13 protein-coding genes are annotated in these 14,288 nt (G+C 63.0%); 9 read left to right on the plus strand and 4 right to left on the minus strand.

Going from position 1 to position 14,288, the window contains the following annotated elements; translation table 11 throughout:
• Positions 1–26: 26 nt before the first annotated feature.
• From NUU27_RS22640 to NUU27_RS22645, 3 genes are all read right to left on the minus strand, one after another.
• The gene (locus NUU27_RS22640; RefSeq protein WP_257764568.1) at positions 27–605 is read right to left on the minus strand and encodes a hypothetical protein; all 579 of its coding nucleotides are present in this window, start codon (positions 603–605) and stop codon (positions 27–29) included.
• A gap of 138 nt (positions 606–743) precedes the next feature.
• Positions 744–1,388 (minus strand): RHS repeat-associated core domain-containing protein, encoded by a 645-nt coding sequence (locus NUU27_RS25585; protein ID WP_374567963.1) that lies wholly within the window; start codon positions 1,386–1,388, stop codon positions 744–746.
• Positions 1,389–1,459: 71 nt separating this feature from the next.
• Entirely contained in the window at positions 1,460–2,101 is a 642-nt protein-coding gene (locus tag NUU27_RS22645) for a TetR/AcrR family transcriptional regulator (protein ID WP_257764569.1), read from the minus strand.
• Positions 2,102–2,198: 97 nt separating this feature from the next.
• Here NUU27_RS22645 and NUU27_RS22650 point away from each other — a divergent pair, with 97 nt between their 5' ends.
• From NUU27_RS22650 to NUU27_RS22670, 6 genes are all read left to right on the plus strand, one after another.
• Positions 2,199–2,780: an NADPH-dependent FMN reductase gene (locus NUU27_RS22650; RefSeq protein ID WP_257764570.1), complete on the plus strand. Its 582-nt coding sequence runs from the start codon at positions 2,199–2,201 to the stop codon at positions 2,778–2,780.
• A gap of 52 nt (positions 2,781–2,832) precedes the next feature.
• Positions 2,833–4,245 (plus strand): MFS transporter, encoded by a 1,413-nt coding sequence (locus NUU27_RS22655; RefSeq protein WP_257764577.1) that lies wholly within the window; start codon positions 2,833–2,835, stop codon positions 4,243–4,245.
• 80 nt (positions 4,246–4,325) lie between these two features.
• Positions 4,326–4,496: a LysR family transcriptional regulator gene (locus NUU27_RS25520; protein WP_308219993.1), complete on the plus strand. Its 171-nt coding sequence runs from the start codon at positions 4,326–4,328 to the stop codon at positions 4,494–4,496.
• A 57-nt stretch (positions 4,497–4,553) separates the two neighbouring features.
• Positions 4,554–5,213: a LysR family substrate-binding domain-containing protein gene (locus tag NUU27_RS22660; protein WP_308219994.1), complete on the plus strand. Its 660-nt coding sequence runs from the start codon at positions 4,554–4,556 to the stop codon at positions 5,211–5,213.
• A 139-nt stretch (positions 5,214–5,352) separates the two neighbouring features.
• Positions 5,353–5,586, plus strand: a complete 234-nt coding sequence (locus NUU27_RS22665; protein ID WP_257764571.1) for a hypothetical protein — start codon at positions 5,353–5,355, stop codon at positions 5,584–5,586.
• Positions 5,587–5,599: 13 nt separating this feature from the next.
• A complete protein-coding gene (locus NUU27_RS22670) occupies positions 5,600–7,288 on the plus strand; it encodes a recombinase family protein (protein WP_257764572.1) in 1,689 nt (562 codons plus the stop codon).
• 47 nt (positions 7,289–7,335) lie between these two features.
• Here NUU27_RS22670 and NUU27_RS22675 read toward each other — a convergent pair whose 3' ends face one another.
• Positions 7,336–8,295: a small ribosomal subunit Rsm22 family protein gene (locus NUU27_RS22675; RefSeq protein WP_257764573.1), complete on the minus strand. Its 960-nt coding sequence runs from the start codon at positions 8,293–8,295 to the stop codon at positions 7,336–7,338.
• A 167-nt stretch (positions 8,296–8,462) separates the two neighbouring features.
• On the opposite strand from NUU27_RS22675, the gene NUU27_RS22680 reads away from it, so the two are divergent.
• From NUU27_RS22680 to NUU27_RS22690, 3 genes are all read left to right on the plus strand, one after another.
• Positions 8,463–11,261, plus strand: a complete 2,799-nt coding sequence (locus NUU27_RS22680; RefSeq protein WP_257764574.1) for a [protein-PII] uridylyltransferase — start codon at positions 8,463–8,465, stop codon at positions 11,259–11,261.
• A 226-nt stretch (positions 11,262–11,487) separates the two neighbouring features.
• Complete coding sequence (gene murJ, locus NUU27_RS22685) at positions 11,488–13,062, plus strand: murein biosynthesis integral membrane protein MurJ (RefSeq protein WP_257764575.1); 1,575 nt, start codon at positions 11,488–11,490, stop codon at positions 13,060–13,062.
• 72 nt (positions 13,063–13,134) lie between these two features.
• The coding region (locus NUU27_RS22690) for an acyltransferase family protein (protein ID WP_257764576.1) at positions 13,135–14,288 on the plus strand (1,154 nt) is incomplete at its 3' end.

Consider the following 14,288-nt stretch of genomic DNA (forward strand, 5'->3'; position numbering starts at 1 on the left):
AGGTTGGCACGTTTGTGACGACACCACTACGACTGCGGAACAACATACGGAAAAATGCCATCCCCTCCACCAGCAAGGAAAAAATACAGTTCATTTGATGTGAACAGCGTATATTCATCAGAAAAACTATCCATATACCCATTATCGTTTCTGGAGTAATCTATTACTTTTTGCCTTGGCGCATTGTGGGTCTTCTCAAAATAATATTCTTCTTTTACTTGGAAGAGAAAATCTATCGCATCTGCCCTTCCGTTGTATTCTTTGGGTGTCTCGTCATCGAGAATCCAATTTGGTGCTTCACTAATCTCCCCAAAAATCCTCTGGCCCTCTCTAACCTCCTCTTGAAATTTTAATTCATGGAATGCCAATACGTCCTCGTATTGATGATATAAGTTTAGGTCAACTCTATCATCAAATACATAAATCTTGAAGAAGCTTTGGTAATCGTTAAAAAAATCTTCTGTTAACGATGCCCCCTTGAGCGGATTTGGCAATTTTGGAATATGCATTTGATCATTGATATAGTCCGTAGCGCAAAACATAGAAATAGTCTTACCGTAAGACTTGTGAAAGCTTGGAATCTTCAACTGAAAAAAGAATGTCATTCTTGATCCGGTTACTGAGAAGATTGGGGGGTGTACTCCTTTTGGGAGCCGAGGTTTGCCGCCCACAAAAGAGTCTTCGTGACCGGTTTGTTTTCCGGATATGGAATCGTGGCAGATAATCATTACACACCTGTCATTTTAGTTTGGGGAAATTCTTTCCCAAACAGTACCATCGTCAAATTGCGCTCTGTAAGTAAGGCTGTCCGGCCTCCAGCTATTCCCAGAATAGCTAGGGGTTAAACGAAGATTGGCTGATTGTCCTGTTGATTTTATTCTAGCCGCAATTTGTTGCTCGTACGCTCGAAACTGACCACGATTTACGGATACAGCCTGAGAGAATATATTTGTCGGATCAGTTCCCGAGCCCCCTAAATTTCTTGCCCTAGCGTGCCCAGCGTCGTCCGTAGCTTTGCCTAAAGACCTCGCGTAGTCTCTCGTAGCTTGATTTGTGGGAGTTCCAGTTCCTATGTCACCGGGGGCCACCGTATTGCTCCAAGCGACTGGGCGCCCCAAGGCATCTCTTGCAACGGCAGACCAACCTATTGGATCAACCCATCGAGTTGGATTCTCCATATATCCTTGCTGCCGGTCTCCTCCTGCAAGTCCGATCGGATCGGGTGACGTGTATTGCGCTGTAAGCGGGTCGTAGTGGCGGTGACGGTTGTAGAACAGGCCGGTCTCGGCGTCCTCATACTGCCCGGGAATCTCCATGGACAGTGGATGATGAAATCGGTGGCCGTTGAGCTGCCAGGATCGAGGGCGTGCGAGTCTGCTTCGCCTCATACGGGCCGGTCCCCCACCGCTATCTTGGCCTCAAGCTCACGGCAGCGGTCAGGCGGGTCAGTCTCGTGGCGTTAATCCGGCTTGGTTCTGCTTTTTCGATATGCGCAAAGGAAGGTCGCAACTCCATCAGCGACAACTTCGCGCAAGAAATCTGGTTCGACAGGTAGCGTCCCGCCGAGGCTCCTCACCTGCACTTCGGTCGATACAAGGGCAACGAACTGGTTTGCAGCTCGGGAGGGGTTCGGGATGGCAAGCTGTCCCTGTTGCGATAGCTGCACGAACTTCTTGGTCAATGCCTCGTGGACGGCAAGCGGCCCTTCAACCCTCCATGCCTCCAGAATATCGCTCGGCAGGTGCGCCGCTTCGGCATGAATCTGCCGGACGACCGCAAAGTGGCTGCTGAACTTGAAGGGCGTTTCGGCAAAGCAGCACCCCAAGACGCGCAGGTCTTCTTCCAGATCGCCGATGCTGCCTAGATGCCGGTCTATGTCGGCGATCTGCGCGTCGCGGACTCGTGCCGCGCTGTCCAGGATCATCGTCAGGAACAGTTCCTTCTTGTCCTTGAAATGGTTGTAGATCGTGCGGGTGGAGACGGATGCCTCCGCGGCAATGACCTCGATGCTGCCCCGGACATAACCATCCCTGCCGAACACCACGCAGGCCGCCTCGATCATCGCTTGCCGCTTCGCAGGCCCCCTCGCGTCACGCGCCATCCGTCATCTCCTAGCTGCACCGTTCTTGCTTATCTACAACGATCATTGTAGATAAGTGCAATGAGCATTGTAATTCAGATCGAGTAGGGAGAAAAGCATGGACGGCGTACCTCTGAAGTTGAGCATCATCATCGGAAGCGTTCGGGAAGGCCGCTTCGGCCCGAAGGTCGCCCACTGGTATCACGAGCAGGCGAAAACATTTGCCGCCTTCGATAGCGAGGTCATCGACCTTGCAGACTACCCGTTGCCGGCGGCTCTTGCGCCATTCGACCGGCCCCGCGAAGGCGCGGTGGACAGGCTGGGAACGAAGCTGGCCGAATCCGATGCCTTTTGCGTTGTGACACCCGAATACAACCACAGCTTTCCCGCCAGCCTGAAACACGCCATCGACCACTTCCAGGGCGAATGGTCGGCCAAGCCCGTCGCCTTGGTGTCCTATGGCGGAATGGCGGGCGGACTGCGCGCCGCCGAGCATTTGAGGTTGGTTTTCGCGGAGCTTCACGCCCCGACGATCCGCGAAATGGTGAGTTTTCATAACGCTTGGTCGAGCTTCGACGCTCAAAGCAATTCGGACGAAATGGGCGGCGCGGCATCGGCGGTGACAACGCAACTGTGCCAACTGGAATGGTGGGCGCGTCACCTGCACAGCGCTCGCGTTGCTGATCCCTATGCGTTCTGAAATGCAAGCTGCGAGCCATAGCCGTGTGACCCCCGAGGCGCTGACATTGGCGGTGGTGCTGGTCGGATTTCTGACCCTGCCCATGTCCATGTCCGGCACCGGCGTCGCGCTGCCCCAGATCGGCGCGGAACTCGATGCCTCTGGCGCTCCGGTTCAATGGATCGTCTCGGCCTACTTTCTCACCGCATCGGCGTTCATGCTGGTTTCCGGTTCCCTCGGGGACTTGTTGGGGCGAAGGCGCATCTATCGCATCGGCAGCTTGCTCTATGTGCTTGGTTCCCTCGGTTCGGCTGCTGCGCCGGGAATAGGGTTGCTGCTCACGGCCCGCGTTGTCACCGGCCTCGGAGCGGCAGCGATCATGGCGGGCGGGGGCGCACTCATTGGAGCCAGTTTCTCGGGAAAGGCGCGGGTGCGGGCATTTGCGGCTGTCGGAACGACCGCCGGCATCGGCCTTGCAATAGGCCCGACGCTTTCCGGTTGGCTGGTTGACGGCTTTGGCTGGCGCGCGAGCTTTGCCGTGTTTGCAGCGGTTGGCGTTGTCCTCGCGTCAGGCACGTTGCTCATGCGGGAAACCCGTGCGGATCACGAAGCTCGCGTGGATTGGGCGGGAGCGTTAGTGTTCATCGTCGCCCTTGCCCTGTTCATGTTCACGATCACACAGGGCGCGAATCTCGGTTGGTTCAGCGCCGGGATGTTGCTTCTGATCGCTGTCGTCCTGTCCTTGGGTGCGGCATTCATCGCCATCGAGCGGCGCGCGGCCAATCCGGTATTGAGCTTGGCCCTTTTTGCGAGCCGCCGCTTCGTGGGATGGATCATCGCGGCCATTACCATGTCGTTCGCGTTCGGGGGTGTTCTGGCGTTTCTGCCGACCTATCTGCAAGGCGCGGCATCCTACACGGCTGCACGATCCGGGCTGGTCATGCTCATGCCGACCGCCCCGATGCTGGTCATGCCTCTTGTCGCGGGCTGGCTGGTCAATCGCGGCATTTCCGCAAGGATCGTCATCACCGTGGCATTGGCCGCTCTTGCGGCGGGGAACTTTTGGCTGACGACTCTCCACGCGGGAGCTACCCCCATCTTGCTGCTCGGTCCTCTGGTCACGCTCGGCATCGGAATGGGACTGGCCAGCGGAACCATAGATGCACAGGCGATGAACGATGTGCTTCCGTCGCAGACGGGCATGGTGGCAGGCTTGTTGAACACGGTTCGCGGCACGACGCAGGCGCTCGTGCTCGCCATCTTCGGCGCGGCATTGATCGGCGTTCTGACAGCAGTTCTCGGCTCTTCTGAAACTGCTGGCCGCGTTGCGACTGGATATGTCGATAGTGGTGCGTCGGCTCATCAAGTGGACGCGCTGACGACTGCGTGGAGGCTCGTTCTCGGCGCGACTGGAGTGCTCTGCACCTTGGGGGCTTTGGTGGTTTTCCTGCTTCTGCGTCCCGTTCCCGATACAGGTGGAAAGTGAGGTGCCGCATGATGCGGCGGCGACCACCTCTCTGCAATCCATCAAGCCATCCGCCCCGACTTCTCGGTGGTCGTATTCCGATGGCCTCGCTCATCCAGACGCTCGCCGTCGCCGAATATCTCAACTTCCGTCATACCGCCAAAGCGCTCGGCGTCAGCCAGCCCAGCATCAGCGCACGTATCAAAGCATTGGAAGAAGATCTCGGGGTTCTGCTGTTCGAGCGCAATACACGCGGCGTTCGGCTGACCTAGGCCGGACGCCATTTCGTTGCGAACGTATCGACTGGCATAGACCAGCTTGACCATGCGGTGAAGACAGCGGGCGCATTGGCGCGCGGCGAGGAAGGATGCTTACGGATCGGGTTGCATATGCCGCCCTTGGCCGGTTTCCTCGCTGACATGCTCACCCGCCACCGCGAACAGCATCCGTGCATCCGTGTCGAGGTGACGGAGGGCCGATCCGCCGACGTCATGCGGCTGGTGCGGCAAGGACAACTCGACATTGCCTTCGTCATTGGCGCGCCGAAGGCCGAGGACTGCCATTCCCGACTGCTATGGTCAGAAGCGTTGATCGCCGTCATCCCCGCCGACCATCCTCTTGCGGATCGTCCGGCGCTGACATGGGCGGACCTCACAGCCGCAACCTTCCTCGTTCGGTGTGGCGGCACCGGCCCACAGGCGCACGACCACGTGACACGGCGGATTGCCGAGTTGGGCCACCATCCCCGTATTCTGCACTGGAAAGTGGGCCGCGAGACGTTGTTTCACATGGTCGCTCAAGGCTGGGGCGTGACGATCACCACGGAGTCGACGGCATCCGTTCCCGTTTCCGGCCTTGCCTTCCGCCCTATTGCCGACGAACCGGAACAGGCCGATTTCCATGCTGTATGGTCGCCCTACAATCGCAGCCAAGCGGTTCGGGACCTGCTGGACCTGGCGGCCAGGATGAAACGGGAGTCGGACCGATGATCGATGGGAGCGTCTATCGCAACCTATCCTATTTTCCGCCGATGCTACGCTACAGCCGCCCGGCCTTGTTTTTCCTTTCCGGTTCTTCGCCGGAACCTGCTTCATGCCTGTTTGAGTCCAACAATTCGCAGGCGGTTGCATGGGGGACGACACCGAGCCGAGGCCGGAACGGTTCAGACCGGCCAACGACAATACCGGCCCGCAGGGCGAGCCGGACGCCGAGACGTGGCGCAGGATCGACCAAGTAGCCCTGACGCTGGCGCGCATTATCGGTCGCCGTATGGCGCGTGAGGATTTCGAGCGGCTGACCGCCGCCAACGACAACAGGCCCTCGGAAACCGGCAACACGGAGGACGGGGCCGATACCGATTGAAAGGATCGCCCCAATGACCTCAAAGCCGCTCCGTGTCGCCCTCTACGCCCGCTATTCTTCCGACAACCAGCGTGACGCCTCTATCGAGGACCAGTTGCGCCGGTGCCGCGAACGCGCCGCCCGCGAGGGCTGGACCGTGGTAGAGAGCTATTCCGACCGCACCATTTCCGGCGATTCCCTCATCCGTTCCGGCATCCAATCCTTGCTTGCCGACGCACAGGCGGGCCGCTTCGACATGGTGTTGTCCGAGGCGCTGGACCGCATCAGCCGCGATCAGGAGGACGTGGCGGGCGTGTTCAAGCGTCTACGCTTCGCTAGCGTCACCATCGTCACCCTGTCCGAAGGCGAGATCAACGAGCTTCATGTCGGCCTGAAAGGCACCATGAACGCCCTGTTTCTGAAAGACCTCGCCATCAAGACCCATCGCGGCATCCGGGGTCGGGTGGAAGCAGGCAAGATCGGCGGCGGCAACGCCTACGGTTATCGCGTCGTCCACCAGCTCGACGCGCGTGGCGAGCCGATCCGGGGTGAACGCGAGATCATCGAGGAACAGGCCGAAATCGTCCGGCGCATCTTCCGCGAGTATGTCGCCGGCAAGGGACCACAGAGGATCGCCGCAGTCTTGAATCGCGAGGGCATCGCCAGCCCGACCGGCAAGCGCTGGAACGACACCACCATCCGGGGCAACCGCATTATCGGGTCCGGCATCCTCAATTGCCAGCTATACATCGGCAAGCTGATCTGGAACCGGCAGAAGAAGCTCAAGAACCCCGACACCGGACGCTATGCCTACCGCCTGAACCCGCAAAGCGAATGGGTCCACGGAGACGCACCGGAACTGCGTATCCTGCCGCAAGAGCTATGGGACGCCGCCAAGGTCCGGCAGGACGAGTTGACGGTGCTCTACAAGAACCAGATCGAAAGCACCCGCGCCGCCGTGAAAACACTGACGGCGAGGAATGGCGGGCTGAACGCCATGCACCGCGCGCGCACATTGCTTTCCGGCCTGCTGTTCTGCGGCTGCTGCGGCGACACCTACAGGCGGCGCGGCCATGATCGCTACGCCTGCACCAACCACGCGCTTGGAAACGGCTGCGACAATGGCCGCACCGTGCCGCGCGAGGCGCTGGAAGCCCGTGTGTTGACCGGGCTGCGGGACCAGATGATGACCCCGGAAATGGCCGAAGCCGCCATGCGAGCCTATGCGGAGGAACCCAACCGCCTCAACCGCGAGCGCCGCGCCACAGCCGAAGCCACCCGACGCGAGCTTGCCGACACCGCCAAGACCATTGCCGAGATCGTGCGCGTCATCGAGCAAAGCGGCTGGCACCGCGCCCTGTCCGACCGCCTCACCGAGCTTGAGGCGAAACAAGACAGTCTCACCGCCCGCCTGTCGGACGCGCCGAGGGACACGCCTGATATCCACCCCAACATCGCCGAAACCTACCGGCGCAGGATCGAGCGCCTGACCGCCGCGCTCGACCATCCCGACGATGCACTCGAAGCGGCCGACGCGCTACGTGAAGTCATCGACCGCGTTATCATCACCCCCGGCAGGAGACGCGGCAGCTACACCGTCACCCTGCAAGGTGAGCTTGGCACCATCCTCGACTGGATCGAGCGCAGCGGCAAACCTGGCTATAGGCCCAAGCCCGACACCGCCTCATCCCGTTTGTCCATCCCGGTCAAAACACGGGCTTGACCCGAGGATCCATGCCGGAACGACAAAGACGGTTGCCGGCTCGCCTCTTAAAGCGCATCCCCCCAATCCGCCTTGCGCGCGGCCTTGAACGCGGGCCCTTCGCGCCGGGTGACCAATCGCTCCTCCAGCGCGCCGTCCATGCGACAGAGCTTCAGCCGCACCATGCCGCTCGCCGTATTCGGCGGGGCGAGCACGCGGGCGGGGCGATCGGCCGGCGGGTGGCGCGACACGGCCACATAGCTGAACTTCTCGTCTTCCCACGGCACGTCGCCGCCCTTGGCCATGCGATGCAGGCGCGAGCGGGCGACGCGGCGCGAGAAATGACACCAGTCCGGAGCCTGAATTGGGCAGTCCGCCTCGTGCGGGCAGGGCGCGATGACATGTGCGCCATGGCCGATGAGCCGCCGGCGCGCTTCCAGGATGCGCTGCCAGCCGGCCGGGGTGCCCGGCTCGACGATGACCAGCATGTCCGCGGTCAGCGCCCAGAGCCTGTCGACCAGCCGGTCGCGCGCCGCGGGCGGCAGCTCGTCGAGCACATAGCCGAGCGTGACGAGATCGGCGGGCTCGAGCCCCGGCAGCCCATCTTCGACATGGATTGCGTGCCAGGAGATCGCGAGCGGGGCGATTGCGGCGAGCGCCTCGCCTGCCTGGCGTATGGCGCCGCTCGCTTCCACCATCGCCGCCCGGGTGAGCTCCGGCCACTCGTCGAGGGCGGCGAAGAGCGCCGTGCCGGGGCCGGCTCCGACGTCGAGAAGGCTCGATGGCGCGAAGCTTTCGCGCCGCCCGGCGATGTCGGAAACGCAGTGCCGCATCGCGGCATAGGTGGCCGGCAGGCGCGTCGCCAGATAGGCCTTGGCAGCCAGAGCGTCGCCCACATGCAGCCGCCCGTCGCGCGTCTCGCTGCGATAGCGGCGCGACAGAAGATCGCCGGCGCGCCTTATCTCGGCCAGCGGCGTGCCCTCCAGCAAGGCGTCGACCGCCTGACGCAGCGGTGCGGGAAGCTCCATGCGAAACCGTGTCCCCTCATGACCAGACCGTTTCCCGAATAGCGGCACCGCGGGTGCGGCGCAACAATCGACCCTTTGCACCCGTTTCGCGGCGTGCCAAAACGCGCTATACAGCGCCGCCGGCGCAGCCTTTGCCGAACTGCCGCACCGGCCAATACGGGAAATTCATGGCCAAGATCCCTCTCAAGCTCGACCAGATCATCGATGGTGAGGCGTTGCGCGCCGAACTGACCGGCCTTGCGGAAAAGTCGAGCGGCGCGGAACTGCGCAAGGCGGTGATGGCGGCGCTGAAGGCGCGGATCGCCGGCGGGCGTGAGGCGGCGGAGACCATGCTCATGGCCGACGGCGGCGGCACGGCCTGCGCCGTGCGGCTGTCGCACCTCATGGACGAGGTGATCGGCGCGCTCTATCACTTCGCCGCCACCCACATCTATCCGACGCGGAACCCGTCCTCCGCCGAGCGTATGGCGATCGTCGCGGTCGGCGGTTACGGGCGCGGCACGCTGGCCCCGGGCTCCGACATCGACCTCCTGTTCCTGCTTCCCTACAAGCAGACGCCCTGGGGCGAGCAGATCGTCGAATACGTTCTCTACATGCTGTGGGACCTCGGCCTGAAGGTCGGCCACGCGACGCGCAACATCAATGAGTGCATCCGCCAGGCCCTGACCGACATGACGATCCGCACGGCGGTGCTGGAAGCCCGCTTTATCTGCGGCGAGGAGGCGCTTTACGAGGAACTGATCGAGCGCTTCGACGAGGAGGTGGTGAAGGACACCGGCGCCGAATACAGCCAGGCCAAGCTCGCCGAGCGGGACCTGCGCCATGCCAAGGCGGGCGAGAGCCGCTATCTGGTCGAGCCGAACGTGAAGGACGGCAAGGGCGGCTTGCGCGACCTGCACACGCTGTTCTGGATCGGCAAGTATTTCTATCGCGTCCGCGAGGCGGAGGAGTTGGTCGGCAAGGGCGTCTTCACGCGCAAGGAGTATCTGCAGTTCCGCAAGGCGGAGGATTTTCTCTGGGCCGTGCGCTGCCACATGCATTTCCTGACCGGCAAGGCCGAGGAGCGGCTGCATTTCGACATCCAGCGCGACATCGCCGAGCGCCTCGGCTACACGAGCCACCCCGGCCTGTCGGCGGTCGAGCGCTTCATGAAGCACTACTTCCTGACGGCCAAGGGCGTCGGCGATCTGACGCGCATCTTCTGCGCGGCGCTGGAGGAGGAGCAGGGCAAGCACGTGCCCGGCTTCAACCGCTTCTTCCTGAACTTCTCCCGCCGCCGCAGAAAGCTGGCCGGCACCAGCGACTTCATCGTCGACAACCACCGCATCAACGTCGCCGACGAGGGCGTGTTCGAGCGCGACCCGGTGAACCTTCTGAGACTGTTCTGGTTCGCCGACAAGCACGGGCTGGAATACCACCCCGAGGCGCTGAAGCTGCTCACCCGCTCGCTGAAGCTGATCGACCGGAACCTGCGGCGCGACCGCGAGGCGAACCAGCTCTTCATGGACATCCTGACCTCCGATCGCGATCCGGCGCTCAACATGCGGCGCATGAACGAGGCCGGCGTGCTCGGCAAGCTCATCCCCGATTTCAACAAGATCGTGGCGATGATGCAGTTCAACATGTACCACCACTACACGGTCGACGAGCATCTGATCCGCTGCATCGGCGTGCTTTCCGAGATCGAGCACGGCGACGGCGAGAAGCTGCATCCGCTGTCGCATTCGCTGATGCCCTCGCTCAAGGCCTGGCGGCCGGTGCTCTATACGGCGATCCTTCTGCACGACATCGCCAAGGGCCGGCCGGAGGATCACTCGGCGGCCGGCGCGCGCATCGCCCGCAGGCTGGGCCCGCATATGGGTTTCGACGCCAAGGAAACGGAGATGATCGCCTGGCTCGTGGAGCATCATCTCGACATGTCCATGGTGGCCCAGACGCGCGACTTGAACGACCGCAAGACGATCCAGGACTTCGCCGACGTGGTGCAGTCGGTGGAGCGCCTGAAGCTGCTTCTGGTGCTGACCGTCTGCGACATACGCGGTGTCGGGCCGGGCGTGTGGAACGGCTGGAAGGGCCAGCTCCTGCGCACGCTCTATTACGAGACCGAGGTTCTCCTCACCGGTGGCTTCTCGGAAGCCTCGCGCTCGATCCGCGCCGACGAGGCGCGCCAGAGGCTGGCGCAGGCGCTCGCCGAGCATCAGTGGCGGCCTGAGGAGATCGACCGCTATCTCGGCCTTCACTATTCGGCCTATCTCCTGGCCGTCGATCTCGACGACCAGATCCGCCATGCGGACTTCATCCGCGAGGCGGAGAAGGACGCGCGGGCGCTCGCCACCATGGTCAAGCCGCACACTTTCGAGGCGGTGACCGAGATCACCGTCTTCGCGCCCGACCATCCGCGCCTGCTCTCGGTCATCGCCGGCGCCTGCTCGGCGGCGGGCGCCAACATCGTCGACGCGCAGATCTTCACCACCACTCATGGCCGCGCGCTGGACACGATCCTGATCAGCCGCGAGTTCGATTTCGATGCCGACGAACGGCGCCGGGCCGAACGCATCGGCAAGCTGATCGAGGACGTTCTGTCCGGCCGGTCCTATCTGCCGGAGATGATCGAGAAGCGCGCCAAGCCGCGGCGCGGGACAAAGGCTTTCCGCGTCGAGCCGCGCGTCGAGATCGGCAACACGCTGTCGAACCGCTTCTCGGTGGTCGAGGTGAAGGGGCTGGACCGGCCCGGCCTGTTGTCGGAAGTGACGGAGACGCTTTCGGACCTGTCCCTCGACATTGCTTCCGCCCACATCACCACCTTTGGCGAGAAGGTTATCGACACGTTCTACGTGACCGACCTGACCGGCCAGAAGATCGTCAGCTCCGACCGGCTGGAGGCGATCCGCAAGGCGCTGTTGCAAACCCTGGAAAGCGGCGTGCCGCGGCCTGCGAAGGGCAAGGCCAAGGTGGCGGTGGAATGACAGTCACGTCAGGCGCTTTTCACAGGACGACCCCCCTCTGCCCTGCCGGGCATCTCCCCCTCAAGGGGGGAGATTGGTTGGCAGCAGCGAGCCGCTTCTCCATCACCGTCGGTGATTGGCAAAAACGATGCCGCCGCCTGATCTCCCCCCTTGAGGGGGAGATGGCCGGCAGGCCAGAGGGGGGTGACGTCAGGCTCTCTCGCTGCAGATACGGATCGGCCCACCCATGAGCCTCATCGGCAAATTTGCCAGCGTCGGCAGCGCCACCATGGCAAGCCGCATCCTCGGCTTCGCGCGCGAGGCGCTGATCGCGGCGGCGATCGGCGTCGGCCCGGTCACCGACGCCTTCTATGCGGCCTTCCGCTTTCCGAACCTGTTTCGCCGCCTGTTCGCGGAAGGAGCGTTCAACACCGCCTTCATCCCGCTCTTCGCCAAGGAGATGGAGGGCGGCGGCATGGAGGCGGCGCGCCGCTTCGGCGAGGATGTTCTGGCGGTCCTGATGACGGTGCTGCTTGTGCTGTCCGCGCTGGCGATGATCGCCATGCCGGTGCTCGTCGCGACGATCATAGCGCCGGGCTTTTCCGCTTCGCCGGAGAAGTTCGACCTGACCGTCGTGATGACGCGCATCATGTTCCCCTATCTGTTCTGCATGTCGCTGGTGGCGATGTTCTCCGGCATCCTCAACGCGATGCGGCGCTACTTCCTTGCCGCGCTCGTGCCGACCCTGCTCAACATCGTTCTGATCGGCGTGCTGCTGGCTGCCCTCCATTTCGGGCTCGACCCGCGCCGCACCGGCGTGTGGCTCGCCTGGGGCGTGTTCGCCTCCGGCTTCGCGCAGCTCTTCTTCCTGATCCAGGGTGCCAGGCGCGAGGGATTTTCGATGCGCCTTCGCCGGCCAAGGCTGACGCCGGGCGTCAAGCGCCTGCTGGTGCTGATGGCGCCGGCGCTGGTGACCGGCGGCATCATGCAGATCAATCTGCTCGTCGGCCAGATCATCGCTTCGACGCAGGCCAACGCCATCGGCCTCCTGAATTTCGCCGACCGCATCAACCAGCTGCCGCTCGGCGTCATCGGCATCGCCGTCGGCGTGGTGCTTCTGCCGGAGCTGTCGCGGGCGCTGAAGGCGGGCGATTTCGACGACGCCCAGCATCTGCAGAACCGCTCGCTGGAATTCGCCCTCGGCCTGACGCTGCCGGCGGCGGTCGGCCTGATGGTGATGCCCGCCCCCATCGTCGCGCTTCTTTACGAGCGCGGCCAGTTCACCGCAAATGACACGGTGCTGACGGCGGCGGCGCTCGCCGCCTTTGCCAGCGGCCTGCCCGCCTATGTGCTGACCAAGGTGTTCCAGCCGGGCTTCTTCGCCCGCGAGGACATGAAGACGCCGATGTGGTTCTCGCTGGCCACGGTGATCGTCAACATCGTGCTCAGCCTTGCCTTGTTCCCCATCTACGGCCATGTGGCGATCGCCGCGGCGACGTCGCTGTCGGCCTGGGTCAACGTGCTGCTGCTTGCCTCGACGCTGTGGCGGCGCGGCGATTTCCGTCCCTCGGCGCTGACGCTCCGGCGCGTCTTCTTCATGCTCGTCGCCTCGATCGCCATGGGGCTCGCCGTATGGGCACTGCTTGCCGCATTGCCGGACCTCGTCGCGCACCGCCTTTTTGTCGTCCGCTTCGCCACCATCGTGGCGATCATAGCGGCCGCGGCGATTGTCTATTTCGGCGTGGCGCTGGCCACCGGCGGCGTGGATCGCGGCGAACTCGGCCGTTCCGTGCGGCGCGGCAGAAAACGCGCGGCGCGTTAACCGAAAGCGAAGCCGATCCCGCTAGTCTTCCGCCGCCCGCCCTGCCTGCGGGCGGGATCCGGGGCGGACATCGTGCAGCAACAGCGGCTCTACTACATCGACTTTCTGCGGGTTTCGGCGTTTCTCCTGCTGATCGCCTATCATGCATCGGTGGCCTTCTTCCCGGACATGAAGTGGCTGATCGAGGCGCCGGAGGGCAGCGCCGCCCTGTCGCTGGCGATGAAGTTCCCGCGCGCCTGGCGCCTTGCCCTCCTGTTCTTCGTCTCGGGCATGGGCACCTGGTTCGTCTTTCGCCGTGTTTCCGGCCTCGCCTTCCTGAAAGGGCGTTTCATGCGCCTCTTTCCGCCACTGATCTTCGCCATGGCCGTCATCGTCGTGCCGCAGGTCTGGTACGAGCGCCTGTATGAGGACGGCTACCAGGGCTCCTTCCTGACCTTCTGGCTGACCCGCTACTTCACCGAGGGCAAATATCCGCAGGGCAATTTCACCTGGGCGCATATGTGGTTCGTCGCCTATCTCCTATCGATGACCTTCGTCTGCTATCCGGTCTTCCGGTTGCTGGATCACCCGCGCGCAAAGCCGCTGACGGACTGGTTCGAGCGGACCGCCTCGTCCGGCTGGGTCTATCTGTTCTTCCTGCTGCCGCTGGCGCTCAATCTCGCGCTGTCGCCCGTCTTTCCCCGACAGACCAATTCGCTTTACAACGACGGCGCTTGGTTCGCGGTCTGGGCGAGCTGGTTCGGACTGGGCTTCCTGTTCGCCCGTCATCATCGCGCGCTGATCGGCGGCGTGGTCGCGCGGCGCTGGACGAGCGCGTTGATCGCCGCGAGCCTGACGGCAGCGCTCTATCTTTTCTCCTGGACCGATCTCGGCGGCCTCTTCATCGGCGATTACGAGACGATGACGCCGCTCTTCAAGGCGCTGCTGCTGGCGCTTGCCTGGAACACGATCCTGGCCCTGACCGGCTTTGCCGCGCGGCACCTCGACAGGCCGAATGCCGCGGTCGGCTGGCTCAACCGCAAGGTCTTTCCGCTCTACATCGTCCACCAGACCATCGTCGTCGCCGCGCTCTACTATATCCTGCCGCTCGGGCTCGGTGTCTGGCCGGAATACGGGCTGGTGCTCTTCGCCACCTTTGCCGGCTCGCTGCTTTTCGCGATGGCGGCCGAACTCCTGCCGGGGCGGCTCGGCCTGCTGGTCGGGCTTGCGCCGCGCAGGGCGTGGCG

Origin of the sequence: Nitratireductor sp. ZSWI3 (genome assembly GCF_024655565.1) — a bacterium.
In the GTDB taxonomy this organism is placed as follows: Bacteria; Pseudomonadota; Alphaproteobacteria; order Rhizobiales; family Rhizobiaceae; genus Nitratireductor.